Origin of the sequence: Spirillospora sp. NBC_01491 (genome assembly GCF_036227065.1) — a bacterium.
Lineage (GTDB): Bacteria > Actinomycetota > Actinomycetes > Streptosporangiales > Streptosporangiaceae > Spirillospora > Spirillospora xylanilytica.
In genome coordinates, this window is sequence record NZ_CP109432.1 from 2304325 (window position 1) to 2328925 (window position 24601).

The following is a 24601-nucleotide window of genomic DNA, read 5'->3' on the forward strand; positions in this document are numbered from 1 at the left end:
CAGCCGACGACCCTCCCGGCCCCGCGCGGCTCCGACGTCCCCCTTCAGGGGCGGAGGTTCCTCTTTTACCGGCATGATCCGGTCGGTCGCTGGTTTCGGCCGACCCGATCCGGTGATCACTCCTGCGACGGGCCGTCCCGGCCGGGAGGAGCGCCGAGTGAACCTGTTCCGCACCAAGTCGATCGAGCAGTCGATCGGGGACACCCGGGAATCGGCGCACCGGCTCCGCCGCGACCTGTCCGCGCTCGACCTGGTCGTGTTCGGGGTCGGAGTGATCATCGGCACCGGCATCTTCGTGCTGACCGGGCAGGTGGCCAAGGACAAGGCCGGCCCGGCGGTCGCGATCTCGTTCGTCCTGGCCGCCGTCGTCTGCGGGCTGGCGGCGCTGTGCTATGCCGAGTTCGCCTCCACCGTACCGGTCGCCGGGTCGGCCTACACCTTCGCCTACGCCACGCTCGGCGAGTTCCCCGCCTGGATCATCGGCTGGGACCTCATCCTGGAGCTGGCGCTCGGCTCCGCGGTCGTCGCGGTCGGCTGGTCCGGCTACGCCGCCTCGCTGCTGGACACCATCGGCCTGCCCCTCCCGGCCGCGTTCTCCGACCCGCCTGGCGAGGGCGGCGGCGTGGTCAACGTCCCGGCCGTCCTGCTCGTCGTGGCGGTCGCCGCCCTGCTGGTGCTGGGCGTCAAGATCTCCTCGCGGGTGAACGCGGTGATCGTGGCGATCAAGGTGTTCGTGGTGCTGCTGGTGATCGTGGCCGGGCTGTTCCTCGTCAAGGGCGCCAACTACACCCCGTTCATCCCGCCGTCCCGGCCGAACCCGTCGGTGGAGGGCGCGGCGGCGCCGCTGATCCAGGTGCTGTTCGGGATCACCCCGGTCAGCTACGGCTGGCTCGGCATCTTCGCCGCCATCGCGATCGTCTTCTTCGCCTACATCGGCTTCGACGTCGTCGCCACCGCCGCCGAGGAGTCCCGCCGGCCGCAGCGCGACCTGCCGATCGGGCTGATCGGGTCGCTGGTGGTCACCGCCGTGCTGTACGCCGCGGTCTCCCTGGTCGTGGTCGGGATGGAGGACTACCGCAGGCTCAGCGACGCCGCCCCGCTCGCCGACGCGTTCAAGGCCGCCGGGCACCCCGTGTTCGCCACCGTGATCAGCATCGGCGCGGTCGCCGGGCTGACCGCGGTGGTGCTGATCCTGCTGCTCGGCCAGAGCCGGATCTTCTTCGCGATGAGCCGGGACGGGATGCTGCCCGAGTGGCTGGCCGCCGTCCACCCGCGGTTCGGCACCCCCTACCGGTCCACGGTCCTCATGGGCGTCGTGGTGGCCGCGCTCGCCGGGTTCATCCCGCTCGCCAAGCTCGCCGAGCTGGTCAACATCGGCACCCTGTTCGCCTTCCTGACCGTCTCGATCGGCGTGCTGATCCTGCGCCGCACCCGTCCCGACCTGCCCCGCTCGTTCCGCACCCCGCTGGTCCCCTGGATCCCGATCCTGTCGGTGCTGGCCTGCCTGTTCGTGATGGTCAACCTGCCGGTGGAGACCTGGCTGCGGTTCCTGGCCTGGATGGCGATCGGCACGGTGATCTACTTCGGCTACGGGCACCGGCACAGCCACCTGCGCGCCCGGACGGCCCGGCGGGCGGCGCGCGACGCACCGTGACCTGACTCACTGTGTCCTTTTACCAAGGGCGTGGGCACAATGGCCCCCATGGCAGATCCTGTGCGCGTCGCGATCATCGGCTCCGGCCCCGCGGGCCTGTACGCGGCCGAGGCCCTGGTGAAGCAGGCCGGGGACGAGGTCCAGGTGGACGTGTTCGACCGGCTGCCGACGCCGTACGGGCTGGTCCGGTACGGGGTGGCGCCCGACCACACGTCGATCAAGTCGATCGCCCGCTACCTCCAGAGGGTGCTGGAGCACCCCGCCGTCCGGTTCTTCGGCGGCGTCGAGCTCGGCCGCGACCTGACCCGCGCCGACCTGCTCTCCTGCTACGACGCGGTGATCTACTCCACCGGCGCGATGGTCGACCGGCGGCTCGGTGTGCCCGGCGAGGACCTGCCCGGCAGCATCGCCGCCACCGACTTCGTCAACTGGTACTGCGGGCATCCCGACGCCGCCGACCACCGGTTCGACCTGACCACCGAGGAGATCGCGGTCATCGGCGTCGGCAACGTCGCCGTCGACGTGGTCCGGATCCTGGCCAAGACCGTCGATGAGCTGCGCGAGACCGACGTCCCCGAGCAGGTCCTGGAGGCGCTGTCGCACAGCCGCGTCCGCCGCGTCCACATGATCGGGCGGCGCGGCCCGGCGCAGGCCAAGTTCACCACCAAGGAGGCCCGCGAGCTGGGCGAGCTGCCCGCTGCCGGGATCCACGTCCGCCCCGAGCACATGGACCTCGACCCGGCCAGCGCCGAGCTCGCCGAGACCGACCGGCACGTGCGCGGCAACATCAAGGTGCTGAACGGGTGGACCGGCGAGCCCGCCGGCGACCGGCCGCGCCGCATCGACGTGCACTTCTGGCGGGCGCCGGTCGAGATCCTCGGCACCGACCGGGTCGAGGGCCTGCGGCTGGAGCGGACCCGGCCGGACGAGACCGGCCGGGTGACCGGAACCGGCGAGTACGAGACGCTGCCGGTCGGCCTGGTGCTGCGCTCGGTCGGCTACAAGAGCGTCCCGCTGGACGGCGTCCCATTCGACGAGCGGACCCATGTCGTGCCCAACGAGGGCGGCCGGATCAGCGGGCCGGGCGGCGTCCCGGTCCCCCGCGAGTACGTGGCCGGCTGGATCAAGCGCGGCCCGACCGGGGTCGTCGGCACCAACAAGTCCGACGCGGCCGAGACCGTCCGGAACCTGCTGGAGGACTTCGACCCCGGCGGGCCCCGGCCGGAGCGCACCGTCGAGGAACTGCTGAAGGCGCGCGGTCTCCCGGTCGTCACCTACGCCGACTGGCTCAACCTCGACGCCGCCGAGATCGCGCTCGCCCGCGCCCTCGACCGCGGCGAGCGGGTGAAGCTGGCCCGCTGGGACGCGATGCGCTCCGCCTACCACCCGTTTCACTAACGCCCGGCCCGGCGCCCTCGCCTGGCGGCTCGGGCGCCGACCGTGCTTGTGCGAGCGCTGCATCGCTTCGCGATCTGGCCGGTGGGGCTCGCCTTCGGCTTCGCCTCACCGACCAGGTAACGCGCTCGCGTGAGGGCTTAGGCCCTTTTTGGACAGGCCCTGGCACCGCCCCGGGCGGAAGTCCGACGGTGGGCCCGCGGCATATCCCCGCCTCGAAAGCAGTGACGGGGACGGGACCCGGGCGCTACGGTGCGCGTGTGACCGGCGGTCCAGAACTGTACGGATTCCCCCCGCCCGGCATGCTGCCCGATCTCAGGTGGCTCGGCCCGGACTACGTCTCCGTGCTCGTCTACGACCTGACGCGGGGACTCCTGCGCCAGGACGCGGGCACGGCCGTGCTCGGCGTCCGCTGCGTGGGCGACCCCGACCTGCGCGCCTCGGTCGACCCGTCCGGCGTCATCCGCGCCCACGACGCCCACTTCCCGCTCCAGGTGTTCCTGCGGGACGGGGCCGGGCGGCCGTGGCGGCTGCGCGGCCGGTGGACCTACTCCGGCCGCGGCCTCGGCACCCCCGCCGCCTCGATCACGCACCACTGGCGGCTCCAGGCCGCCGAGGGCGGCTGACCCGCCCCGGCGTCAGGTGCGCGCGGCGCGGGTCGCGCGGACGGCCCGCACACCGCAGGACCGCCCGTCGCCGGCGCGGTCGCCGGAGTACCGCGCGGCCACGGGTATCACCGCCGACATCGGCCCGGCCGCCAGCGGCGCCGCCGGGGCCGGCCGCCCGCACCGGCCGCCGCCCGGTACGGGCCGCACCGCCGCGGGCGCGGTCTCGCCGGCAGCCCGGGTGATCGGGCGCGGGGCGGGCGCGTCGTCGCGCGCCGAGCCCGGCGCCGGGCTCGCGTCCACGATGCTGGACTCGACCGAGAACGAGGCGCCCGCCCCGGCCCTGACCATCGCGGGGACGGTCAGGCCGCTGCTGGTCAGGTGCAGGTTGCGGACGGTGATGTGGACCGGGCCGCGCACCTCGAACAGGCTGCCGGCGATCTCCACGCCCTCCCACGCGACCGTGGCGCCCCGGCCGTCCACGGTGGTGTCGACGGTGGTCTCGGGCAGGACGGCGGAGGTGCCGTACCGCTCGGCCACCCGGTAGGTGCAGCCCCGCGCCAGCTCGATGTCGCCGCCCTGACGCACCGCGGCCACCAGGGCCGCGACGTCGCCCGCGCCGTTCGCGCACGGCAGCGCCGCCCGCGCGGCACCCGCCGCCCGCGTGGTCCCCGCGGTCCCCGCCGCCGTGGTCCCCGCGGTCTCCGCCGTGGCCGGCGCGGAACCAGATCCGGACACCGCCAGCCCCGCGGCCAGCACCAGCAGCCCCGGCGCGGCCAGTGCCGCCGTCCGCGCGGTCCCCGGGACCGCTCCCCGTCGTCGTCGCATGCTCGTTCACGCACCTTCCCCCGTACCGCCGGACGCGCGGTTCACGCCCGGACGCGGTGGGCGCCTCCGCGCCCACCAGGGCGGCGGGACCCCGCAGGCGGAGACCGCGCCGGTGCGCACCGGGCCGCCCGCCGGTAACGTCGCCGCGATGGCCGCAGGGAAAACAGCGGACGCGCCAAGCCGCCCTGACGACCACTCAAAGCTACATTTACTCACTCTGAGTATTCACGGCGCGGCGTGCGGGTACGGACCGCCGTAGCGCCCCGACGGAGCGCGGAGGCTCCGCGCCGCGCGGGGACGTACGGGCACCCCGGGCCGGACGGACGATCGATCGGGCGTCCGGCCCGGGGACCCCGGCGTCAGTCGGAGGAGGTCGCGGGCTCGCGGCTCTCCACCGCGGTGACCTTGGCGACGGCCTCGGTCACGTCGCGGGCGAGGGCCTGCGGCGTGAGCCCGAGGTCGGCGAGGATCTGCGCCCGCGAGGCGTGCTCGAGGAACTCCTGCGGGATGCCGAAGGTGCGGACCGGGACGTCGACGGCCGCGTCGCGCAGCGCCCGCGCCACCGCGTCGCCGACGGCGCCGGTGCGGCCGTTGTCCTCGGCCACCGCGACCAGGGTGTGCCGGGCCGCCTCGGCCGGCAGCTCGGGGTCGAGCGGCTTGACCCAGCGGGGGTCGAGCACCGTGACGCCGATGCCCTGGGCGGCGATCAGCCCGGCCGCCTCCACCGCGGCCGTCGCCATCGACCCGGCCGCCACCAGGAGCACCCGGGTGCCGTTGGAGCCGTCGTGCCGGGCCAGCACGTCCATGCAGCCGACGTGCCCGACGGCCTCGATGTCGGCGGCCACCGGGCCCTTGGGGTAGCGGAGCGCGGTCGGCCCGTCCGACACCGCCACGCACTCGCGCAGCAGCTCGCGCAGCCGGGCGCCGTCGCGCGGCACCGCCACCCGCAGGCCCGGGATGAGCTGGAGGATCGACAGGTCCCACATGCCGTTGTGGCTCGGGCCGTCGTCGCCGGTGACCCCGGCACGGTCGAGGGCGAAGGTGACCGCCTGCCCGTGCAGCGCGGTGTCCATCAGGATCTGGTCGAAGGCCCGGTTGACGAAGGTGGCGTAGATCGCCACGACCGGGTGCAGGCCGCCCAGCGCGAGCCCGGTCGCCGAGGTGACCGCGTGCTGCTCGGCGATGCCCACGTCGTAGACGCGGTCGGGGAACTCCTCGGCGAACGGCGCCAGCCCGACCGGGTGGAGCATCGCGGCGGTGATGCCGACCACGTCCGGGCGCTCGCGGGCGATCTCCAGCATCTCGGCGCCGAACACCTTCGTCCAGCCGGGGCCGGCGGAGCTGGGCAGTGACTTGCCGGTGGCGGGGTCGAACGCGCCGCCGCCGTGCATGCAGTCCTCGAGGTCGTTCTCGGCGGGCGCATAGCCCTGCCCCTTGCGGGTGATGCAGTGCACGATCACCGGCCGGCCGAAGTCGCGGGCGCGGCGCAGCGCGTGCTCGACCGCGTCCTCGTCGTGGCCGTCGATCGGGCCGACGTACTTCATCCCGAGGTCCTCGAACATCGCCTGCGGCGCCAGGACGTCCTTGAGGCCCTTCTTGATGCCGTGCAGCGCCTCGTAGGCGACGGTGCCGACCACCGGGGCGCGCGGCACGGTCTTCTTGATCAGGTCGAGCGCGTGCTCGTAGCCCTGGGTGACCCGCAGGTCGGCCAGGTGCCCGGCCAGCCCGCCGATCGTCGGGGAGTACGAGCGGCCGTTGTCGTTCACCACGATGATCACCGGGCGGTCCAGGCCGGCGGCGATGTTGTTGAGCGCCTCCCAGCACATCCCGCCGGTCAGCGCGCCGTCGCCGACGACCGCGACCACGGCGCGGTCGTCCTCGCCGCGGAGCTGGAACGCCTTGGCCAGCCCGTCGGCGTACGACAGGGCGGTGGAGGCGTGCGAGTTCTCGATGACGTCGTGCTCGGACTCGTCCCGGCTCGGGTAGCCCGACAGCCCCCCGCGGCGGCGCAGCAGGCCGAAATCGTGCCGGCCGGTGAGCACCTTGTGCACGTACGCCTGGTGGCCGACGTCGAACAGGATCCGGTCGTGCGGAGAGTCGAAGACCCGGTGCAGGGCGATGGTCAGCTCGACGGCGCCCAGGTTGGGCCCCAGGTGCCCGCCGGTCTTGGAGACCGCAGCCACGAGGAACTCCCGGATCTCCTCCGCGAGCCGCGGCAACTGCGTGGCGTCCAGTCGTTTGAGGTCTCGCGGACCTGTGATCGACTCCAGCAAGCTCACGCTCAACTCCTCAATCGGGGACTCCCCAGCCCCCGTCGTCGGACCAGGCCGAGTTTAGTCCTGGTTTGCCTCCCGCGCGCCGTCGGCGGCAGGAGTGTCACCTTGCCAAGTAACCGACCGCACGCGCCCGGATGCGATAGGAAGAGGGCATGGCTGTTGAAGAGATCGTGCTGCTCAACGCGGCGGACGAGGCCATCGGAACGGCCCCCAAGAGCGCGAGCCACCATCGGGACACTCCCTACCATCTGGCATTCTCCTGCTATGTGGTGGATACCCAGGGGCGCGTTCTGATCACGCAGCGTGCCCTGGGCAAGCGCACCTTTCCCGGGGTGTGGACGGGGAGCTGCTGCGGCCACCCCGGTCCGGGCGAGGGGCTGCGCGGCGCGGTCCTGCGGCGGCTGCGGGACGAGCTGGGCGTGACCGGCGCCACGCTGACCCCGGTGCTGCCCCGGTTCCGCTACCGGGCGGTCGCGGGCGACGGGACCGTCGAGTACGAGCGGTGCCCGGTGGTGCGCGGCGTCGTCCCCGAGGACGCCGCCGGGTCCGTCCGGCCCAACCCCGACGAGGTCGAGCGGGCCGAATGGTGGTCGTGGGACCGCTGCCTGGAGCTGACCGGCAAGCCCGAGTCCTCGCCCTGGTACCGCCTCCAGCTCGCCGAGCTGGCCCCGCTGGGCGAGCCGCTCGGCTGGCCGGACGCGGACGCCGCCGCCCTGCCGCCCGCGCTCCCCTGGTGACCCCCGCGCCTCCCTGGTGCCCCCTGCGCTTCTCCCGGTGATCCCGTGCTCCCCGGTGACCCCGCGTGGCGTCCGACATGCCGCCGCGGTGACGGTCGGTTACCTCCAGGGCGCCACGGGATAACCGCGCGATCACTTTTCGGCGCCCGGTGTTGACCCGTCGACTCATCCGAACAGACGCTTGTTTCTCGGGGTAACCGAAGGGACTGGCGATGCTGGGACGAACGGGTAACCGGAAGACCGCCTTCGCGGCCATGGCCCTCAGCGGCGTGCTGGCCGCGTCCGCCGCGGCCTGTGGCGGCGGCGACGGCGGCGACAAGAACAGCGACAAGTCCGAGGTCGAGGTCTTCTCGTGGTGGACCGGCCCGGGCGAGGCCGACGGGCTGGCCGCGCTGAAGGCCGACTTCGAGAAGAAGAACCCCGGCACCAAGTTCACCAACGCCGCCATCGCGGGCGGCTCGGGCACGCAGGCCCAGGCGGTGCTGGCCAGCCGGCTCCAGAACCGCAAGCCGCCGGACTCCTTCCAGGGGCACGCGGGCGCGGAGCTGCTCGACTACATCAAGGCCGGGCAGATCGAGCCGCTCGACTCGTTCTACGCCGAGAACAACCTCAAGAGCGCCTACCCCGAGCAGCTCCTCCAGCAGATCACCTACCAGGGCAAGATCTACTCGGTGCCGGTGGACATCCACCGCTCGAACATGCTCTGGTACAATCCCTCGATCCTCAAGGACGCCGGAGTGTCCGGGGCGCCGAAGTCGATCGCCGACTTCATCACCGCGCTGAAGGCGGTCAAGGAGAAGACCAAGAAGGTCCCGCTGTCGCTCGGCGCGCAGTGGACCGCCGACCACCTGCTGGAGAACGTCCTGCTCGGCGACCTCGGCGCCGACGCCTACAACGCGCTGTGGAAGCCGGGCGCCGACTGGAGCAGCCCCGCGGTCACCAAGGCGCTGACCGACTACACCGAGATCATCAAGTACACCACGGCGGAGGCCGCCTCCACCGACTGGCAGGGCGCCGCCAAGGCCGTGGTGGACGGCAAGGCCGCCTTCAACATCATGGGCGACTGGGCCTACGGCTACTTCACCGGCACCGCCCCGAACGGCCTCGGCAAGAAGCTCGACACCGACTTCAAGTACGCGCCGTCCCCCGGCACCGACGGCACCTACATGTGGCTGTCGGACAGCTTCACGCTGCCGAAGGGCGCGCCGCACCGCGGCGGGGCGCTGGCGTGGCTGAAGGAGGCGTCCAGCAAGGAGGGCCAGGACCTCTTCAACCCGAAGAAGGGCTCGGTCCCGGCCCGCAAGGACGCCGACAAGACCCTCTACAAGGGCTACCTGGAGTACGCGTTCAACGAGTGGAACAAGCCCGGCGTGAAGCTGGCCGGCTCGTTCTGGCACGGCGTGAACGCGTCCAAGAAGTGGCACACCGACATCGACACCGCGGTCGGGCTGTTCCTTCAGAACAAGGACATGGCCAAGCTCCAGAGCGCGCTGGTCGACGCCGCCAAGAACGACGCCGAGTGACCTGGTGGGCGACCGCGTGAAACGGCGACCGGGGCCGCGCAGGGGCCCGACGTGGCTGCCCGGCCTGCTGCTGGTGTCGCCGTCGATCCTGGCGATCGGCCTGTTCGTGTACGGGCTGATCTTCTGGAACACGCGGGTGGCGGTGAGCGGCAAGCACGACGAGGTCACGCCGCAGGGGTTCGACAAGGGCAGGAACTTCGTCGACCTGTGGAGCCAGCCGAGCTGGCCCGGCGCGGTCAGGCACGCGCTGCTGTTCACCGCCGTGTTCGTCGGCGGGGCGCTGCTGCTCGGCGCGTTCCTGGCGTTCCTGATGGACAAGGGCATCCGGGGCGAGGCCGGGTTCCGGGCGGTCTACCTGTTCCCGATGGCGATCTCGTTCATCGCCAGCGGGGTGGTGTGGCGCTGGCTGATGAACCCGGCGCCGCCCGAGCGGGCGGTCGGCCTGAACCAGCTCTTCGACAAGGCCGGGCTGGGCGCGCTCGCCAACGACTGGTGGCAGAACCAGGACTGGGGCATGGCCGCGATGGCGCTGCCTGCGGTCTGGCAGATGTCGGGCTACGTCATGGCGCTGTACCTGGCCGGGTTCCGCGGCGTGCCCGAGGAGCTGCGGGAGGCGGCCCGGGTCGACGGCGCGTCCGAGTGGAAGGTCTACCGGTATGTGGTGTTCCCGCAGCTCCGCCCGGTGACGCTGTCGGCACTGATCATCCTCGGGCACATCTCGCTGAAGGTGTTCGACCTGATCATGGCGATCGCGGGCAAGCAGATCATCACCTACGTCCCGGCGATCGCGACGTACGTGGAGGTGTTCGACCGGCACGATCCGGCCAACGGCGCGACGATCGCCACGTACCTGCTGCTCGCGGTGGCGCTGCTGGTGATCCCCTACCTGGTCTGGTCGGTGCGGGCGGACCGGGCCCGATGAGGGACGGAGCGAGCGCGATGGCGGCGGACGGAGCGGGTTCGATGGCGGCGGACGGCGGAGCGAGGACGGCGCGCGGTGGAGCGAAGGCGGCGGCGCCGGGGTCCCCGGCGGGGCCGTCCACCGGGGCCCGGGTGCTGCGGGTCGTCCGGCCGCTGCTGCTGCTGGCGTTCGTGCTGCTGTTCCTGCTGCCGGTCTACGTCCTGGTGGTGACGAGCTTCAAGTCGCTCCAGGAGGCCGATCCGAGCACGGCGTGGAACCTGCCGCAGCACTGGAGCACGGCGGGCTGGCGGACGGCGTGGACCACGCTGCGGCCGGGCCTGGAGAACAGCGTGAAGATCGCGGTCTCCGGGTCGCTGATCGCGGCGGTGCTCGGGTCGCTGAACGGGTTCGTGCTGAGCAAGTGGCGGTTCCCCGGTTCCGACGCGGTGTTCACGCTGTTCCTGTTCGGGATGTTCATCCCGTACCAGGCGGTGATGATCCCGCTCGCCGGGCTGCTCACCCACATGGAGCTGGTGGGCACCATCCGGGGCCTGGTGCTGGCGCACGTGGTGTACGGCATCCCGATCTGCACGCTGATCTTCCGGAACTACTACGTCACGATCCCGGACGAGCTGATCGAGGCGGCCCGGGTGGACGGCGCCGGGATGCTGCGCACGTACTGGTCGATCGTCGCACCGGTGTCGGGCCCAGCGTTCGCGGTGACGCTGATCTGGCAGTTCACCTCGCTGTGGAACGACTTCCTCTTCGCGGTGTTCCTCGGCGCGCCCGACAGCTGGCCGGTGACGGTGATGCTGAACAACACGGCCGGATCGGGGGCCGCGGCCGTGTCCTACAACGTGCAGATGGCGTCGGCGCTGCTGGCTTCGCTGCCGACGCTGCTGGTCTACCTGCTGCTCGGCCGGTTCTTCATGCGCGGGCTGATGGCGGGTGCGCTGAAGGGATGAGGCGGGGCGGCGGCGGGGGTTGCCTTCCGTCCGATATAGGCCATTACACAGGAGGAACGGGCGTTTCCTGCGCATCGTGGCTATGCTCGCGCCCCGTCCTTGCATTTCGCTCCCGTCCGTACGCGGATCCCGGAAGTGCGGCGCCCCCGCCACCGGCCCGGACGTCCCGGACGTGCGCGTGGGAGTGCGTGACTCCCGACTAGGAGAAGACATGCGTGCAGTTCGACTCGCCGCGACCGGTGCCGCAGCCGGTGCCGCGACCGCCGTCACGGCGCTGGGCATGGCGGGACCCGCCCTCGCCGCCCCCGAGCCCGCGCCCGCGGTCCCGGCGGTGAAGGTCGCCCCCAACCCGTTCAAGCCGGGCGCCAGCCTGACCGTCAAGATCAGTGCCTGCGACACGGCCCCGGCCGGCGGCGCCGGCCAGGTCTTCACGGCCGCGCCGAAGTTCCGCGGGAACGCCGGCGAGCTCTGGACCGCCGTCGCGGCGACCAAGCCGTCCTTGACGCCCGGCCACAGCTACAAGGCGGCGTTCACCTGCAAGGTCGGCGAAACGACCCACAAGCTGACGCTGACGGTGAACCCGAGCAAGGAGCCCGGCGTCAAGCCGGCGCCGCAGAAGTTCTCGTTCGGCTACGACGACGTCGAGCTGAGCACCCGCAAGGTGATCCCGGGCAAGTCGATGACCTTCACCGTCACCTGCCCGACGGCGGTGACGATCACCGGCAACGGGTTCACCACCAAGGCGCTGGCGGTGAAGACCGTCCGCACGGGCGTCTTCAAGGCCGTCGGCATGTTCCGCAGCGGCACGCTGCCGAACCCGACCGTGGCCACCGTGGCGTGCAAGGGCCACGGGTACGTCAAGTACAGCACCAAGCCGGGCGAGGCGATCAAGCCGGGCAAGAAGTCGCCGCAGATCCCCGCGGGCGCCCCCAACACCGGTGACGGCAGCCTCTCCCTGCACCACGAGGACGGCGGCTCGATGACGCCGGCGCTCGTCGGCGGCGGGTCCGCCGGCGCGCTGGCCGTCGTCGCCGGCGGCCTGGTGCTGCTGCGCCGCCGGGGCGCCGGGCGGGAGCAGTCCTAAGTGCCCGGTGACACCAGCGCGTCCGCCGGCCGCCGCGTCCTCGGCGCGGCGGCCGGCGTGCTGCTCGGCGGCCTGCTGCTCGGCGGGTGCGGCGGCGGGAACACCGCGGGCTCGGCCCCGCCCACCGCCCCGGGCTCGTCCTCGGCCCCGGTCCCGGCGCGCGCATCCGCGTCCGCCCCGGCCGCGCAGGTCACGTACGCCCGGCCGATGGGACGGTCGCTGCCGAAGTCCATCAGGATCCCCAAGATCGGCGTGTCGGCGCCGGTGTCGCAGCTCGGCCTCAAGGCCGATGGCACCATCCAGGAGCCGCCGCTGTCGCGGCCCAACCTCGCCGGCTGGTACGAGCAGGGCCCGACGCCCGGCGAGGAGGGGCCCTCGGTGGTGCTCGGGCACGTCGACGCCAACAAGAGGGCGGCGGTCTTCTTCAAGCTGAAGGAGCTGAAGAAGGGCGACCGGATCGAGGTGACCCGCCAGGACGGCTCGGTCGCCACGTTCGCCGTGCAGGGCATGGAGGACGTCCCCAAGAAGTCCTTCCCGGGCGAGAAGGTCTACGCCGAGGACCTCGACTACGCCGCGCTGCGGCTGGTCACCTGCGGTGGCGCCTTCGACACGGGTACCGGGCATTACGTGAACAACACGATCGCCTACGCCAGGCTCGTCGACGCCACCTGACCTCAGGTGCGCACGGCCCCGGCCCGCGCCCCCGGCCGTTCCGGCCCGGGGCGCGGCGCGCGGCGGCCCGATCCGGTCGGCCCCTCACCCCCATTACAGCCAGTGACCGGTTGGCCTTTGCCCCAGGATGCACCTACCCTCTCGGTCACGGTCGGGTGGCAGGCCGGTGCGGATCTGCCCGCCCATACCGGGGCAGTCCGCCAGAAAGCGGGCACCACGCACCGTGTCGTCCGGCGAAGATGTACACCTGAAGAGCACGGGAGGTGCCGCGTGCAGGCGATCAGCGTCCAGCAGCCCTGGGCCTTCGCGATCGCGCGAGGCGGGAAGACGGTCTCCAACCAGAGCCTGCCGACCGCCTATCGCGGTCCGCTCCTGATCCACGCCTCGATGCGGGTCGACCTCACCGCCTGCGACTCCCCGCTGGTGCGGGCCGCCGGCTGGGACCCGCACGACCCGCTCGCCACCATCGGCGCGGTCATCGCGCTGGCCGACCTCGATGACGTCTGCTCCTCCGGAGTGCTCGACAGCGCCTGCGGCTGCGGCCCGTGGGCCCGGCCCGAGGCGCACCACTGGCGGCTCGGCAGCGTCCGGGCCCTGCCCCGGCCCATCGTGGCGCTCGGCCGCGCCGATCCGTGGGTGCCCATGCCCGCGCTGGTCGCCGAGGTCCGCGCCATGTTCTCCGCCGCCGCCGCCCCCGACCGCTGCCCCTGACCCATCCGTCCGGACGGACGGACCGGGACGGTCAGCCCGCGCCGACGGCCGCGGCCTCGCGGAGGCGGGCGAACTCGGCGGCGAGCCTGTCGATGGTCCAGCTCGCGTTCAGGCCGCTCGGGTTGGGCAGCACCCAGAGCCGCGCCGGTCCGGCCGGTTCGCTCTGCGGGCCGATCCGGGCGGCGGGACGGCCGAAGGCGGTGCGGTACGCGGTGACCCCGGCAATCGCCAGGTAGGCGGGACGGCGCCGTTCGACGAGGGCGCCGAGCCGTTCGCCGCCCGCGCGCAGTTCGGCGGCCGTCAGCTCGTCCGCGCGGGCCGTGGTGCGGTGCGCGAGATTGGTGATGCCCAGGCCGGACGCGGCCAGCAGGTCCTGCTCGGCGGGGGCCAGCAGGCGGCCGGTGAAGCCCGACCGGTGCAGCGCGGGCCAGAAGCGGTTCCCGGGACGGGCGAAGTGGTGCCCGGTCGCGCCGGAGTACAGGCCCGGGTTGATGCCGCAGAAGAGCACGCGCAGGGGCTCGCCGTCCGGGGGCAGCACGTCCGGGATGACGCGGTCGCGGGCCGCCTCGAGGTCGGCCTTGGTGGGCTTGGCGGCCTTGGTGGGCTTGGCGGATTCGCGCGGCTGGGCGGCGGGCTCGGGGGGACGCATCAGGCCAGGCTACGGACGATCAGGGCGGCCGACGCGGTTCCGACGACGACCAGCAGGGCGGCGCGGGTACGGCCCTCGTCCAGGTAGCGGCGGACCGGCCCGGCGATGGCGAACCCGGCCAGCACGAACGGGGTGAGCGCGAGGCCCGCGGTGACCTGCCGCATCGGGAGCTGCCCTGCGGCGGTGAGGGTGAGCAGCGACAGCAGCGCGCCGACGGTGGAGAAGACGGCCAGGGTCGCGCGCACGCGCGGACCGCTCTCGCGCTGGTAGAGCAGCGCGAGCGGCGGCCCGCCGATCGCGGACGCGGTGCCGACGGCCCCGGCGGCCAGACCCGCGGTGACGAGCGTGGCGCGGTTGCGCGGGACGCGCCCCGACCAGGCGGTGGCGCCGAGGGCGGCCAGCACCATGCCGCCGACCACGATCCCGAGCCCCCGGGCGGGCACGACGGCGACGACCAGCACGCCGACCGGGGTCCCGGCGAACCGTCCGCCGAAGGCCCAGCCGAGACCCCGGAGGTCGGCGTACCGGACCTCCTGCGCCAGCGTGGCCAGCGGCAGGACGAACGCGGCGACCAGCACCGCGCCCGGCATCAGCGACGGAAACAGCATGGTCACGACCGGGGTGGCGACCAGTCCCACGCCGAGGCCGACGCTGCCCTGCACGATGCCGCCGAGCAGCGCGGCCAGGCCGGCGATGACGAGGAAATCGGGCGGCGGCACGTCCCGATCAGGCGGACGCGGCGGTGAGGGCCGCCACCTCGTCCGGGGTGAGCTCCACCCGCGCCGAAGCGAGCAGCGGCGGCAGGTGCTCGACGGTCCGGGCGCTGGCGACCGGCGCCGTCACCGTCGGCCGCGCGTTGAGCCAGGCCAGCGCCACGGTCGGGACGGCGATGTTCCGGGTCTCGGCGACGGCGTCGAGCGCGGCCAGCACGGCACGCCCCCGCCCGGTCTCCAGGTACGCGGCGGCCTTCCCGGCCCGCGCGCTGGCGACGTCCGCGCCCGGACGGTACTTGCCGCTCAGGAAGCCGGACGCCAGGGCGGAGTAGGGCAGCGCGGCCAGGCCGTGCCGCTCGGCGGCGTCCTGGAGCGGTCCCTCGTAGGTGTCGCGCGACACCAGGTTGTAGTGCGGCTGGATCGCCGCGTACCGCGCGAGGCCCTCGCGTTCGCTGAAGGCCAGCGCCGCCTCCAGCCGCTCGGCCGAGATGTTGGACGCGGCGATCTGCCGGACCTTGCCGGCCCGGACGAACCCGTCCAGCGTCGTGATGATCTCCTCGACCGGCACCGACGGGTCGTCGCGGTGGGTGTAGTAGAGGTCGATGTAGTCGGTGCCGAGGCGGCGGAGCGAGCCGTCCAGGGCGGCGGTGAGCGTCGGGCCGGCCAGGCCCTGGTGGTCGGGGTGGCTGCCGCCCTTGGTCGCGATCACCACGTCGGCGCGGTTGCGGCGGGACGCCAGCCACGCTCCGAGGATCTCCTCGGACTCGCCGCCGCGGTTGCCCGGCACCCACGCCGAGTACACGTCGGCGGTGTCGACGAAGTCGCCGCCGCCGGCCGTGTAGGCGTCCAGCACCGCGAACGAGCCGTCGCGGTCCGCCGTCCAGCCGAACACATTGCCGCCGAGCGAGAGCGGGAAGACGTCAAGGTCACCGATCTTCTTCGTCGTGTCAGCCATGCTCTGATTCAATCGCGTCCGCCGAATCGCCGTATCCCCGGGGGACGCGCCGGGACGAGATGCTCGGGTCCAGAGCCTGTCTCAATGTGCCTCGGCCGTCGGCGAGCGCGTTATCTGGCCGGTGGGGCGAAGCCGGAGGCGAGCCCCACCGGCCAGATCGCGAAGCGATGCAGCGCTCGCCCGAGCACGGTCGGCGTCCGAGCCGCCAGGCGAGTACGCCGGGCCGGGCTTTGAAACACAGCCGCCAGGCGAGGACGCCGGACCGGGCGTTGGAAACAATGCCGGCTCGGCGCGGGCTCAGACGGCGCCGGTGTCGATGGCCTGCGCCATCGCGCGGTACCCGGCGGCGTTGGGGTGCTTGTGGTCGCCGCTGTCGTACCCGTCGCGGAGCTTCTCGGGGTCGGCCGGGTCGACGACGGCCTTGTTGAAGTCGACGACCGCGTCGTACTCGCCCGACGTACGGATCCAGGTGTTGACCTGCCGGATCTTGGCCGCGGAGGTGGCGTTGTAGTACTCGGCGCCCTTCATCGGCAGCAGGGTTCCGCCGATCACCTTGATCCCCTTGGCGCGGGCCTGGCGGATCAGCTCGCGGTACCCGGTGATGATCTGCGCGGCCGAACGGTCCGGGTTGGGCTTGTAGGTCGGCAGGTCGACCTCGCTGAATCCGATGTCGTTCAGCCCGCCGAACAGGATCAGCGTGCGGACGCGCGGGTTGTCCAGCACGTCGCGGCCGAAGCGGGTGGAGAACCGCTCGCCGAACCACGCCGAGTCCGACAGCAGCATGCCCCCGCCGATCCCGGCGTTCAGCACCGGGCGCGGACGGCCGGCGGCGGCGAGGCGGTCGGCGAGCTGGTCGGGATAGCGCCGGTCGGTGTCGTTCCCGGCACCGAACCCGTCGGTGATCGAGTCGCCGAGCGCCACCACGGTGTCCCTCCGGACGGGGGCGCCGGCCACCTCGACGCCCGACAGGTAGTACCAGGAATGGGTGACCTTCGCCCCGGCGGTGGGGAACGCCGAACCGGAGGTGTCGCCGCTGTGGTCGCCCGCCGCGCGGTAGCTCGTCGCGTACCCCTGGAGATGGGTGGTGGCCGGGCCGGTCGTGTCCGGCAGGTACAGCGTGACCGTCAGCGACTCCCGGTCCTTGATCGGCAGTGCCACCGCGTCGCTCGTCACCTGCCCGCCCGCCGGGATCACCACCGAACGGCCCTTCCCGAACCCGAGCCGCCGCAGCGAACCGGCCCGCACCGCCGCCTTGTCACCCGGCAGGGCGATGCTCGCCGCGGCGACCTTCAGCGGGGACGCGCCGTACTGGTTGGACAACCGGATCCGTGCCGACGACCCCGAGGCGGTGACCCGGACGACCTGCCGCACGGTCTGCCCGGAGAATCCCTGCTCCGACCAGTTGGGCTCGAAGCCGGCGGCCGGGCGCTGCATCGCGGCGGCCCAACCGGTCGTCCAGCCGTTCTGGTGCGCTCCGGCCCCGGACGGCGGCTGCGCGGCGGCGGCGCCCACTCCGACCAGACCGCTCGCGGCCACGCCCAGCACGACGACCCCGCCGGTCCAACGCTTCTTCATCATCATCGTTTCCCTCCTAGGTTGATCCCCGCTCGGTCGTGATCACGACCGGGAACCCGGACTCCGCCACCGCGCCGACACCGCCGGCGGGACGGTCGTTCAGTACCGTCCGGTGGAGTGAGCCGAGCCGCGTGGATCGAGCGAGCTCAGCTTCCAGCAGGGCGTCGACCTGGAACAACGGCGTTCTGCGGATCGATCCATTCGCCACGGTGATCGTTGCCGGGCGCGCTCACGGCACGCGGCGGCCGGACGTGCTCACGGGGTCGAGCGGAAGGGGACGCCCAGGGGATGGGGCCGACGGGAACGCTCAGGGGGTGGGGCCGGAGTCCGCGATCTCGACGATGGTCTGGGCGAAGGCGCGGATGAGGGCGGTCTCACTGGCGACCCGCCACAGGAGCCCGTACTCGATGGGCGGGGCGTCGCTGAAGGGGATCCAGGTGACACCGGCGCGCGAGTAGTGCTCGCGGGTGCGGAGGGCGGCGGGCGAGACCCCCTTGCCGGTGTAGACATGGGAGAACACCTCCTGCCAGTACCTGACGGCCGGGCCTTGCGGGATCGGCCGGCCCGCCGGGGTCCGGCGGGGGAAGTGGTGGTCGAGCCAGTAGTCCGGCATGGTCCCGGCGGTGGTGACCAGGACCGCGTCCGCGAGGTCCTCGACCGAGACCGACTCCCGCCGGGCGAGGGCGTGCCCGTCGGGGACCATCAGCGCCCGCGGTTCGGAGAACACGACCGGGCCGGTGCGGATGTCGGGCTCGTCGATGGGGAGTTCGCTGATCTGGAGGTCGAGCTCGCCGGCCCGCAGCGGGCCGAGCGGATCGGTGATCTGGACCTCGCGGATGTCGATGCGGCAGTCGGGATGGCGGGTGTTGAAGAGATCCCCCGCCGCGACGATGAGGTCGCCGCACCACGCGCCGGAGTAGCCGACCCGGAGGGTGCCGGTGATGCCCCGTCCCGCCGCGACCGCGCGGGCGAACGCCTGCCGCACCAGCTCGTGGGCCGGGAACAGGTCGTCGTGGAACTGCCGGCCGATCGGGGTGAGGGACACCTGGCGGCTGGTGCGCTCGAACAGCAGGACGCCGATGCGGCGCTCCAGCTTCTGGACGGTCTGGCTCACCCGGCTCTGGGAGAGCCCGAGGCGCTCGGCGGTGCGGCCGAAGTGCAGTTCGTCCGCGAGGGTCAGGAAGACCTCGATCTCGTGCCGTTCCATCGCCGTCCGTTTGATTACCAAAACTGATCGATCATTCCGAATATAGCCGTTGTTCGACCTCAGCCTGCTGCCGGAGGGTGGTGACGGCTGCCACCACGGCAGTGCCCCGGATCTCTTCCGGCGCCGTCAGCGGCCGGCGAACCGCATCCGCGAACCGCATCCGCGAACCGCACCCGCGACGGGCGACCGGCCCACGCAGAGAGGCAGGGAACATCCGCATGCGCTCGACTCCTGAGACGACCGGCAGGATCTGGCTGATCACCGGCGCCGCCGCCGGATTCGGCCGCGCGCTGGCCGAAGCGGTGCTCGCCGAGGGCGACACGGTCGTGGCCACGGCCCGCCAGCCCTGGACACTCGACGGCCTGGCCACCGCGCATCCCGGCCGGGTGGTCGCCACCGGGCTCGACCCCGCCGACCAGACCCGCGCCGCCGCCGTGGTGGACGAGACCGTCCGCGCCCACGGGCGCATCGACGTGCTGGTCAACAACTCCGGCCGGGGCGCCGTCGGCGCCGTGGAGGAGACCGCCGACCGCGAGTTGCGCGAGCTGATGGAGCCGCACTTCTTCGGCCCGGCCGCGCTCACCCGGGCCGTCCTGCCGCACATGCGGACGCGGCGGGCGGGCGCCATCGTGCAGATGAGCAGCGTGGGCGGCCGGTTCTCCGTCGCCGGGCTCGGCGCCTACTCCGCGGCGAAGTACGCGCTCGAAGGGTTCTCCGAGGCACTCGCCCAGGAGGTCGCCCCGTTCGGGATCAAGGTGCTCATCGTCGAGCCCGGCGCGTTCGACGCCGGGTTCGCCGCCGGCGGCGTCCTGCCGCGGCAGGCGCCCATCGCCGCCTACGACGCCGTTCTCAGCCCGGTCATGGCGGCCCCGCCCGGCGGCGCGGGCGCGGACGGTCCGGCCAAGGCCGCCTCGGCCGTCCTCACCGCGCTGGACGACGCCGACACACCGCTGCGGCTCCCGCTGGGTGCCGACGCCGCCGACACGATCTCGGCCGGACTGGACCGCGCCCGCGACGAGCTGCGGCTGTGGGAGTGGCTCGCCCGCGACACCGGGCCGTCGTCCTGAGCCGTCCCGGAACACACGTACCGACGAGGAGGAGTGCACAGATGCCGCTCGCGTTGCTGGCCCTGGCGATGGGTGCCTTCGGCATCGGGCTGACCGAGTTCGTGATCGTCGGCTTGATGTCCGACATATCCGGCGACCTGGGGGTGTCGATCCCGACCGCGGGGCTGCTGGTCTCCGGCTACGCCCTCAGCGTCGCGGTCGGCGCGCCGCTGCTGACGGCCGCCGGGTCCAAGGTCCCCCGCAAGACGATGCTGGTCGCGCTGATGGCGCTGTTCATCGCGGGAAGCCTGACCTCCGCGCTCGCGCCCACCTACGGCCTGCTGATGACCGGCCGGGTGGTGTCCGCGCTCACCCACGGCGCCTTCTTCGGCATCGGCTCGGTCGTGGCCGCCTCGCTCGTCCCGCCGGCCCGCCGGGCCTCGGCGGTGGCGCTGATGTTCGCCGGGCTGACCGCCGCCAACGTGGCCGGGGTGCCGCTCGGCACCGCGCTCGGCCAGCAGCTCGGCTGGCGTTCGACGTTCTGGGCGGTGACGGCGGTCGGCCTGGTCGCGCTGCTCGGCGTCGTCGCCCTGGTCCCCCGGCAGCCGGTGGAGGCCGCCGGCGGGTGGCGCGCTGAGATCAAGGTCTTCGCCCTCCCGCAGGTCTGGCTGGCGCTGGGGGTCACCGCCCTCGGCTTCGGCGCCGTGTTCGGCACGGTCACCTACATCGAGTCGATGATGACGCAGGTCGCCGGGTACGCCTCGGCCGCGGTGCCCTGGCTGCTGGTGCTGTTCGGGATCGGGCTGTTCGCCGGGAACCTGGCCGGCGGCCGGGCCGCGGACCGGCGCCCGATGGCCACCCTGTACACCGCGCTGGCGGGCATCGCGGCCGTGCTGGCGGTGTTCGCCTTCACCGCCCACGCCAAGCTGCCCGCCGCGATCACCCTGGTGGTCTTCGGGGCGGTGGGGTTCGCGCTGGTCCCGGCCGCGCAGCTCCGGGTGATGGACAAGGCCGGTGGCGCCCCGGCGCTGGCCTCGGCGGCCAACATCGGCGCCTTCAACCTCGGCAACGCTCTCGCCGCCTGGCTCGGCGGCCTCGCCATCGATGCCGGCGCCGGCTACACCGCCCCCAACTGGATCGGCGCGCTCCTGGCGGTCGCCGCGCTCCTGCTCGCGCTGCTCTCCGGAGCGCTCGACCGCCGTCCTGGGAAGCCGGAGCCCGCCCCGCCCGGCATGTCCGGGACCGTCCGGCCGCGCACCGCCCACCTGAACGCCAGGTTGGCCGACCTCACCGGATCCTCCGCCCGCGCCGTGCTTTCCGGCGCGGGCGGAGGCCGTGCGGATGTTGGAAGGCAGGACGAGGACGACGCGTTGCGTCGACAATGATCGACAGAGAGTGAGCACGAGCGAAAGAAGGTGCGATGGACCGGCAGCAAGGGCGAACCGCCGTCTTCCTGGGCTGTGCCGCGGCCCTGATCGGCGGGTGGTGGCTGGACGAGACCGGGCCCGGCCGGCCCGCCCTCGGCGAGCACCTGTGGCCCTGGCTGGAAATGCTCGGCCTCGCCCCCCTGTGGCACGTCCTGTCCGGACGGCTGGAGCACCGGATCCGCCCCGGGTCCATGGCACCCTTGACCGCGCGGGCGGTCGCGCTGGCGGGCGGCGCGGTCGCCGCGGCGGTCTACGTCGACGCCGAGTACGGCTGGTGGTTCGGGGCGAGTGCCCAGGACAGGGCGGCCCATGACGTCCAGGGCTCGCTCGGCGGCATCCTGCTGGCCGGGGCGGTGGTCCTGCTCCTGGTGTACCTCGCCATCGCCGCGACGGCGCTCGCCTACGCCGCGTCCGCGGGCGACATGGCGCGCGAGCCGGGAACGCCCGCCGCGGCGTGGTGGCGGGACGCGGCCGTCCATGTGGCCGTCCTCTTCTTCTGCGGGCTGCTCGCCGCCGTCCACGCGATCCGGCGGGCCGGTGACCCGCGGGGCACCGCGCCCCTGCACGGGCTCTACCTCGCGCTCGCCGTCCTCACGCTCGGCCTGGCGATCACCGGACGGCCCGCGCGGGAGGCGGCGGCGTCCGGACGTCCGGCGGCCTCACCGCACCCGCCCGCCCTCGGCGTCGACGTCGTCGTCCTCGCCGTCCCGGCGCTGGTCGTGACCGGGCTCAAGGAGAGCACGTTCGCCCCCGGCCCCTCCGCCTGGCTGGTCATGGCCGTCACGGCGGCCGGGGTCGCGGCCCTCTGGACGCTGCGCGGGGCGTCGAGCGCGAGCACCCGGACACGGAGCGGGCCGCCTCCCCGTTCTGGGGAGGCGGCCCGTTCGCGCTGACGGCTACTTGCGGAGGAGGTTGCGGAGGACGTACTGCATGATGCCCCCGTTGCGGTAGTAGTCGGCCTCGCCCGGGGTGTCGATGCGGACGACGGCGCCGAACTCGACGCCGTCGGCCTTGACCTTCACCTCGGACGGGACGCCGCCCTCGTTCAGCTTCTCGACCCCGGTGATCTCGAAGGTCTCGGTACCGGTGAGGCCGAGCACCGAGGCGTTCTCGCCGTCCTTGAACTGGAGCGGCAGGACGCCCATGCCGATGAGGTTCGAGCGGTGGATCCGCTCGTACGACTCGGCGATGACGGCGCGGACGCCGAGGAGCGCGGTGCCCTTGGCGGCCCAGTCGCGGGACGACCCCGAGCCGTACTCCTTGCCCGCGATCACCACGAGCGGGGTGCCCTGCGCGGCGTAGTTCTGCGCGGCGTCGTAGATGAACGCCTGGGGCGAGCCGTCCTGGGTGAAGTCGCGGGTGTAGCCGCCCTCGACGTCGTCCAGGAGCTGGTTGCGGAGCCGGATGTTGGCGAACGTGCCGCGGATCATCACCTCGTGGTTGCCGCGGCGCGAGCCGTAGGAGTTGAAGTCCTTGGCGCCCACGCCGTTCTCGTCGAGGTACTGCGCGGCGGGCGTGCCGACCTTGATGGCGCCGGCCGGCGAGATGTGGTCGGTGGTGACCGAGTCGCCGAGCTTGGCCAGCACGCGGGCACCGTGGATGTCGGCGACCGGGGTCGGCTCCATGCCCATGCCGTCGAAGTAGGGCGCCTTGCGGACGTAGGTGGAGGCCGGGTCCCACTCGAAGGTGTTGCCGGTCGGGATCGCCAGCTCCTTCCAGCGCTCGTCGCCCTCGAAGACGTCGGCGTAGTCCTGGAGGAACATCTCCTGGCCGATGGAGCCCTCGACGATCTCGGTGATCTCCTCCAGCGACGGCCACAGGTCGCGCAGGTACACCGGGCCGTCGGTGCCGTGCCCGATCGGGTCGTTGAGGATGTCGACGTCCATCGAGCCCGCGAGCGCGTAGGCGACCACCAGCGGCGGCGAGGCCAGGTAGTTCATCTTCACGTCGGGGTTGATACGGCCCTCGAAGTTGCGGTTGCCCGACAGCACCGAGGTGACGGCCAGGTCGGCGTCGTTGACCGCCTTGGAGATCTCGTCCTGGAGCGGGCCGGAGTTGCCGATGCAGGTGGTGCAGCCGTACCCGACCAGGTTGTAGCCGATCTTGTCGAGGTACGGGGCGAGGCCGGCGCGCTCCAGGTAGCCGGTGACGACCTGCGAGCCGGGCGCGAGCGAGGTCTTCACCCACGGCTTGCGGGTGAGGCCCTTCTCCACCGCCTTCTTGGCGAGCAGGCCCGCGCCGACCATGACGTACGGGTTGGAGGTGTTGGTGCAGGAGGTGATCGCGGCGATCACCACGGCGCCGTGGTCGAGCTCGAAGGAGGTGCCGTCGGCGAGCTTCACCGGGGTCGGCTTGAACGGGCGCTGCCCGTTGGCGTGCTCGGCGGGCGAGTCGGACGCGGGGAAGCTCTCCTGGCCCGCCTCGTCGCCGTCGCTCCTGACGTAGTTGCGGACGTCGCGGCGCCAGGTCTCCTTGGCGGCCGAGACCGAGATGCGGTCCTGCGGGCGCTTCGGCCCGGCGATGGACGGCACCACGGTGGACAGGTCGAGTTCGAGGTACTCGGAGAAGTCGGGCTCGGCCGCCGGGTCGAGCCACATGCCCTGCGCCTTGGCGTACGCCTCGGTCAGCGCGATCTGCTCTTCGCTGCGGCCGGTGAGGCGCAGGTACGACAGCGTCTGCCCGTCGACCGGGAAGATCGCGCAGGTGGAGCCGAACTCGGGGCTCATGTTGCCGATGGTGGCGCGGTCGGCGACGGGCAGGACCGACACGCCCTCGCCGTAGAACTCGACGAACTTGCCGACCACGCCGTGCTTGCGCAGCATCTCGGTGATGGTCAGCACCAGGTCGGTGGCGGTGGTGCCGGCGGGCAGCTCGCCGGTCAGCTTGAAGCCGACGACCCGCGGGATGAGCATCGAGATCGGCTGCCCGAGCATCGCGGCCTCGGCCTCGATGCCGCCGACGCCCCAGCCGAGGACGCCGATGCCGTTCTCCATCGTGGTGTGCGAGTCGGTGCCGACGCAGGTGTCGGGGTAGGCGACGCCGTTCCGGTCGAACACCACGCGGGCCAGGTGCTCGATGTTGACCTGGTGCACGATGCCGGTGCCGGGCGGGACGACCTTGAACTCGTCGAACGCGGTCTGCCCCCAGCGCAGGAACTGGTAGCGCTCGCCGTTGCGCTCGTACTCGCGCTCGACGTTGCGCTCGAACGCCTCGGGCGAGCCGAAGTAGTCGACGATGACGGAGTGGTCGATGACCATCTCGGCCGGCGCCAGCGGGTTGATCTTCGTGGCGTCGCCGCCGAGGTCGCGGACGGCCTCGCGCATCGTCGCCAGGTCCACCACGCACGGCACGCCGGTGAAGTCCTGCATGATCACCCGGGCCGGGGTGAACTGGATCTCCTTGCTCGGCTGGGCGTCGGCGTCCCAGCCTGCGAGGGCGCGGATGTGGTCGGCGGTGACGTTGGCGCCGTCCTCGGTGCGCAGGAGGTTCTCCAGCAGCACCTTGAGGCTGTACGGGAGCCGGCCCGAGCCCTCGACGGCGTCCAGCCGATAAATCTCGTACGACCTGTCGCCCACTGGCAGCGTGTTACGGCTGCCGAAGCTGTTCGCGGACACGGACTCCTCCTCGGTAGTCACCGCGCGTCCGGTCCGGGACATGACTGCGCGGCGCTGTCGCTGT

The 24601-nt window shown here is 72.8% G+C and carries 21 protein-coding genes; 13 read left to right on the forward strand and 8 right to left on the reverse strand.

Annotated elements, in window-relative coordinates; all coding sequences use genetic code 11:
* Positions 1 to 157 precede the first annotated feature (157 nt).
* From OHA34_RS10920 to OHA34_RS10930, 3 genes are all read left to right on the forward strand, one after another.
* Positions 158 to 1654: an amino acid permease gene (locus OHA34_RS10920; protein WP_329521533.1), complete on the forward strand. Its 1497-nt coding sequence runs from the start codon at positions 158 to 160 to the stop codon at positions 1652 to 1654.
* A 39-nt stretch (positions 1655 to 1693) separates the two neighbouring features.
* On the forward strand, positions 1694 to 3052 hold the full coding sequence (locus OHA34_RS10925; protein WP_329521534.1) for an FAD-dependent oxidoreductase: 1359 nt from the start codon (positions 1694 to 1696) through the stop codon (positions 3050 to 3052).
* A gap of 257 nt (positions 3053 to 3309) precedes the next feature.
* Positions 3310 to 3675 (forward strand): hypothetical protein, encoded by a 366-nt coding sequence (locus tag OHA34_RS10930; RefSeq protein ID WP_285940997.1) that lies wholly within the window; start codon positions 3310 to 3312, stop codon positions 3673 to 3675.
* A 12-nt stretch (positions 3676 to 3687) separates the two neighbouring features.
* Here OHA34_RS10930 and OHA34_RS10935 read toward each other — a convergent pair whose 3' ends face one another.
* Together OHA34_RS10935 and dxs are read right to left on the reverse strand one after the other, a co-directional pair.
* Positions 3688 to 4482: a hypothetical protein gene (locus OHA34_RS10935; protein ID WP_329521535.1), complete on the reverse strand. Its 795-nt coding sequence runs from the start codon at positions 4480 to 4482 to the stop codon at positions 3688 to 3690.
* 359 nt (positions 4483 to 4841) lie between these two features.
* Complete coding sequence (dxs, locus tag OHA34_RS10940; RefSeq protein WP_329521536.1) at positions 4842 to 6761, reverse strand: 1-deoxy-D-xylulose-5-phosphate synthase; 1920 nt, start codon at positions 6759 to 6761, stop codon at positions 4842 to 4844.
* A 149-nt stretch (positions 6762 to 6910) separates the two neighbouring features.
* Here dxs and idi point away from each other — a divergent pair, with 149 nt between their 5' ends.
* The 7 genes from idi (at position 6911) to OHA34_RS10975 (ending at position 13351) form a co-directional block, all read left to right on the forward strand.
* A complete protein-coding gene (idi, locus tag OHA34_RS10945) occupies positions 6911 to 7495 on the forward strand; it encodes an isopentenyl-diphosphate Delta-isomerase (protein ID WP_285941000.1) in 585 nt (194 codons plus the stop codon).
* Between the two features lie 212 nt (positions 7496 to 7707).
* Positions 7708 to 9018 (forward strand): ABC transporter substrate-binding protein, encoded by a 1311-nt coding sequence (locus OHA34_RS10950; RefSeq protein ID WP_329521537.1) that lies wholly within the window; start codon positions 7708 to 7710, stop codon positions 9016 to 9018.
* A 16-nt stretch (positions 9019 to 9034) separates the two neighbouring features.
* Complete coding sequence (locus OHA34_RS10955) at positions 9035 to 9940, forward strand: carbohydrate ABC transporter permease (RefSeq protein WP_329521538.1); 906 nt, start codon at positions 9035 to 9037, stop codon at positions 9938 to 9940.
* 17 nt (positions 9941 to 9957) lie between these two features.
* Positions 9958 to 10884 carry a carbohydrate ABC transporter permease gene (locus OHA34_RS10960; protein ID WP_329521539.1) on the forward strand — a complete coding sequence of 309 codons (927 nt, stop codon included), beginning with the start codon at positions 9958 to 9960 and terminating at the stop codon, positions 10882 to 10884.
* A gap of 211 nt (positions 10885 to 11095) precedes the next feature.
* Positions 11096 to 11968 (forward strand): hypothetical protein, encoded by an 873-nt coding sequence (locus OHA34_RS10965; protein ID WP_329521540.1) that lies wholly within the window; start codon positions 11096 to 11098, stop codon positions 11966 to 11968.
* Positions 11969 to 12640, forward strand: coding sequence for a class F sortase (locus OHA34_RS10970; RefSeq protein ID WP_329521541.1), 672 nt, complete (start codon positions 11969 to 11971; stop codon positions 12638 to 12640).
* Between the two features lie 270 nt (positions 12641 to 12910).
* Positions 12911 to 13351, forward strand: a complete 441-nt coding sequence (locus OHA34_RS10975; RefSeq protein WP_329521542.1) for a hypothetical protein — start codon at positions 12911 to 12913, stop codon at positions 13349 to 13351.
* Positions 13352 to 13382: 31 nt separating this feature from the next.
* Here the strand turns inward: OHA34_RS10975 and mug are convergent, their stop codons facing one another.
* The 5 genes from mug to OHA34_RS11000 form a co-directional block, all read right to left on the reverse strand.
* Positions 13383 to 14000, reverse strand: a complete 618-nt coding sequence (gene mug, locus OHA34_RS10980; RefSeq protein WP_329521543.1) for a G/U mismatch-specific DNA glycosylase — start codon at positions 13998 to 14000, stop codon at positions 13383 to 13385.
* A complete protein-coding gene (locus OHA34_RS10985) occupies positions 14000 to 14719 on the reverse strand; it encodes a sulfite exporter TauE/SafE family protein (RefSeq protein WP_285941008.1) in 720 nt (239 codons plus the stop codon). Before OHA34_RS10985 ends, mug begins: the two co-directional genes overlap by 1 nt.
* A 7-nt stretch (positions 14720 to 14726) precedes the next feature.
* Complete coding sequence (locus tag OHA34_RS10990; protein WP_329521544.1) at positions 14727 to 15668, reverse strand: aldo/keto reductase; 942 nt, start codon at positions 15666 to 15668, stop codon at positions 14727 to 14729.
* A 297-nt stretch (positions 15669 to 15965) separates the two neighbouring features.
* Positions 15966 to 17249 carry an SGNH/GDSL hydrolase family protein gene (locus OHA34_RS10995; protein ID WP_285941010.1) on the reverse strand — a complete coding sequence of 428 codons (1284 nt, stop codon included), beginning with the start codon at positions 17247 to 17249 and terminating at the stop codon, positions 15966 to 15968.
* A gap of 301 nt (positions 17250 to 17550) precedes the next feature.
* Positions 17551 to 18450 (reverse strand): LysR family transcriptional regulator, encoded by a 900-nt coding sequence (locus OHA34_RS11000; RefSeq protein WP_285941011.1) that lies wholly within the window; start codon positions 18448 to 18450, stop codon positions 17551 to 17553.
* A 218-nt stretch (positions 18451 to 18668) separates the two neighbouring features.
* On the opposite strand from OHA34_RS11000, the gene OHA34_RS11005 reads away from it, so the two are divergent.
* The 3 genes from OHA34_RS11005 to OHA34_RS11015 are packed head-to-tail and all read left to right on the forward strand — an operon-like array spanning position 18669 to position 21816.
* Positions 18669 to 19517, forward strand: a complete 849-nt coding sequence (locus tag OHA34_RS11005; protein WP_285941012.1) for an SDR family NAD(P)-dependent oxidoreductase — start codon at positions 18669 to 18671, stop codon at positions 19515 to 19517.
* 41 nt (positions 19518 to 19558) lie between these two features.
* Positions 19559 to 20881, forward strand: a complete 1323-nt coding sequence (locus tag OHA34_RS11010; RefSeq protein ID WP_329521545.1) for an MFS transporter — start codon at positions 19559 to 19561, stop codon at positions 20879 to 20881.
* A 35-nt stretch (positions 20882 to 20916) separates the two neighbouring features.
* Positions 20917 to 21816, forward strand: coding sequence for a hypothetical protein (locus tag OHA34_RS11015; protein WP_329521546.1), 900 nt, complete (start codon positions 20917 to 20919; stop codon positions 21814 to 21816).
* Between the two features lie 3 nt (positions 21817 to 21819).
* Here the strand turns inward: OHA34_RS11015 and acnA are convergent, their stop codons facing one another.
* Entirely contained in the window at positions 21820 to 24537 is a 2718-nt protein-coding gene (gene acnA / locus OHA34_RS11020) for an aconitate hydratase AcnA (protein ID WP_285941015.1), read from the reverse strand.
* Positions 24538 to 24601 lie beyond the last annotated feature (64 nt).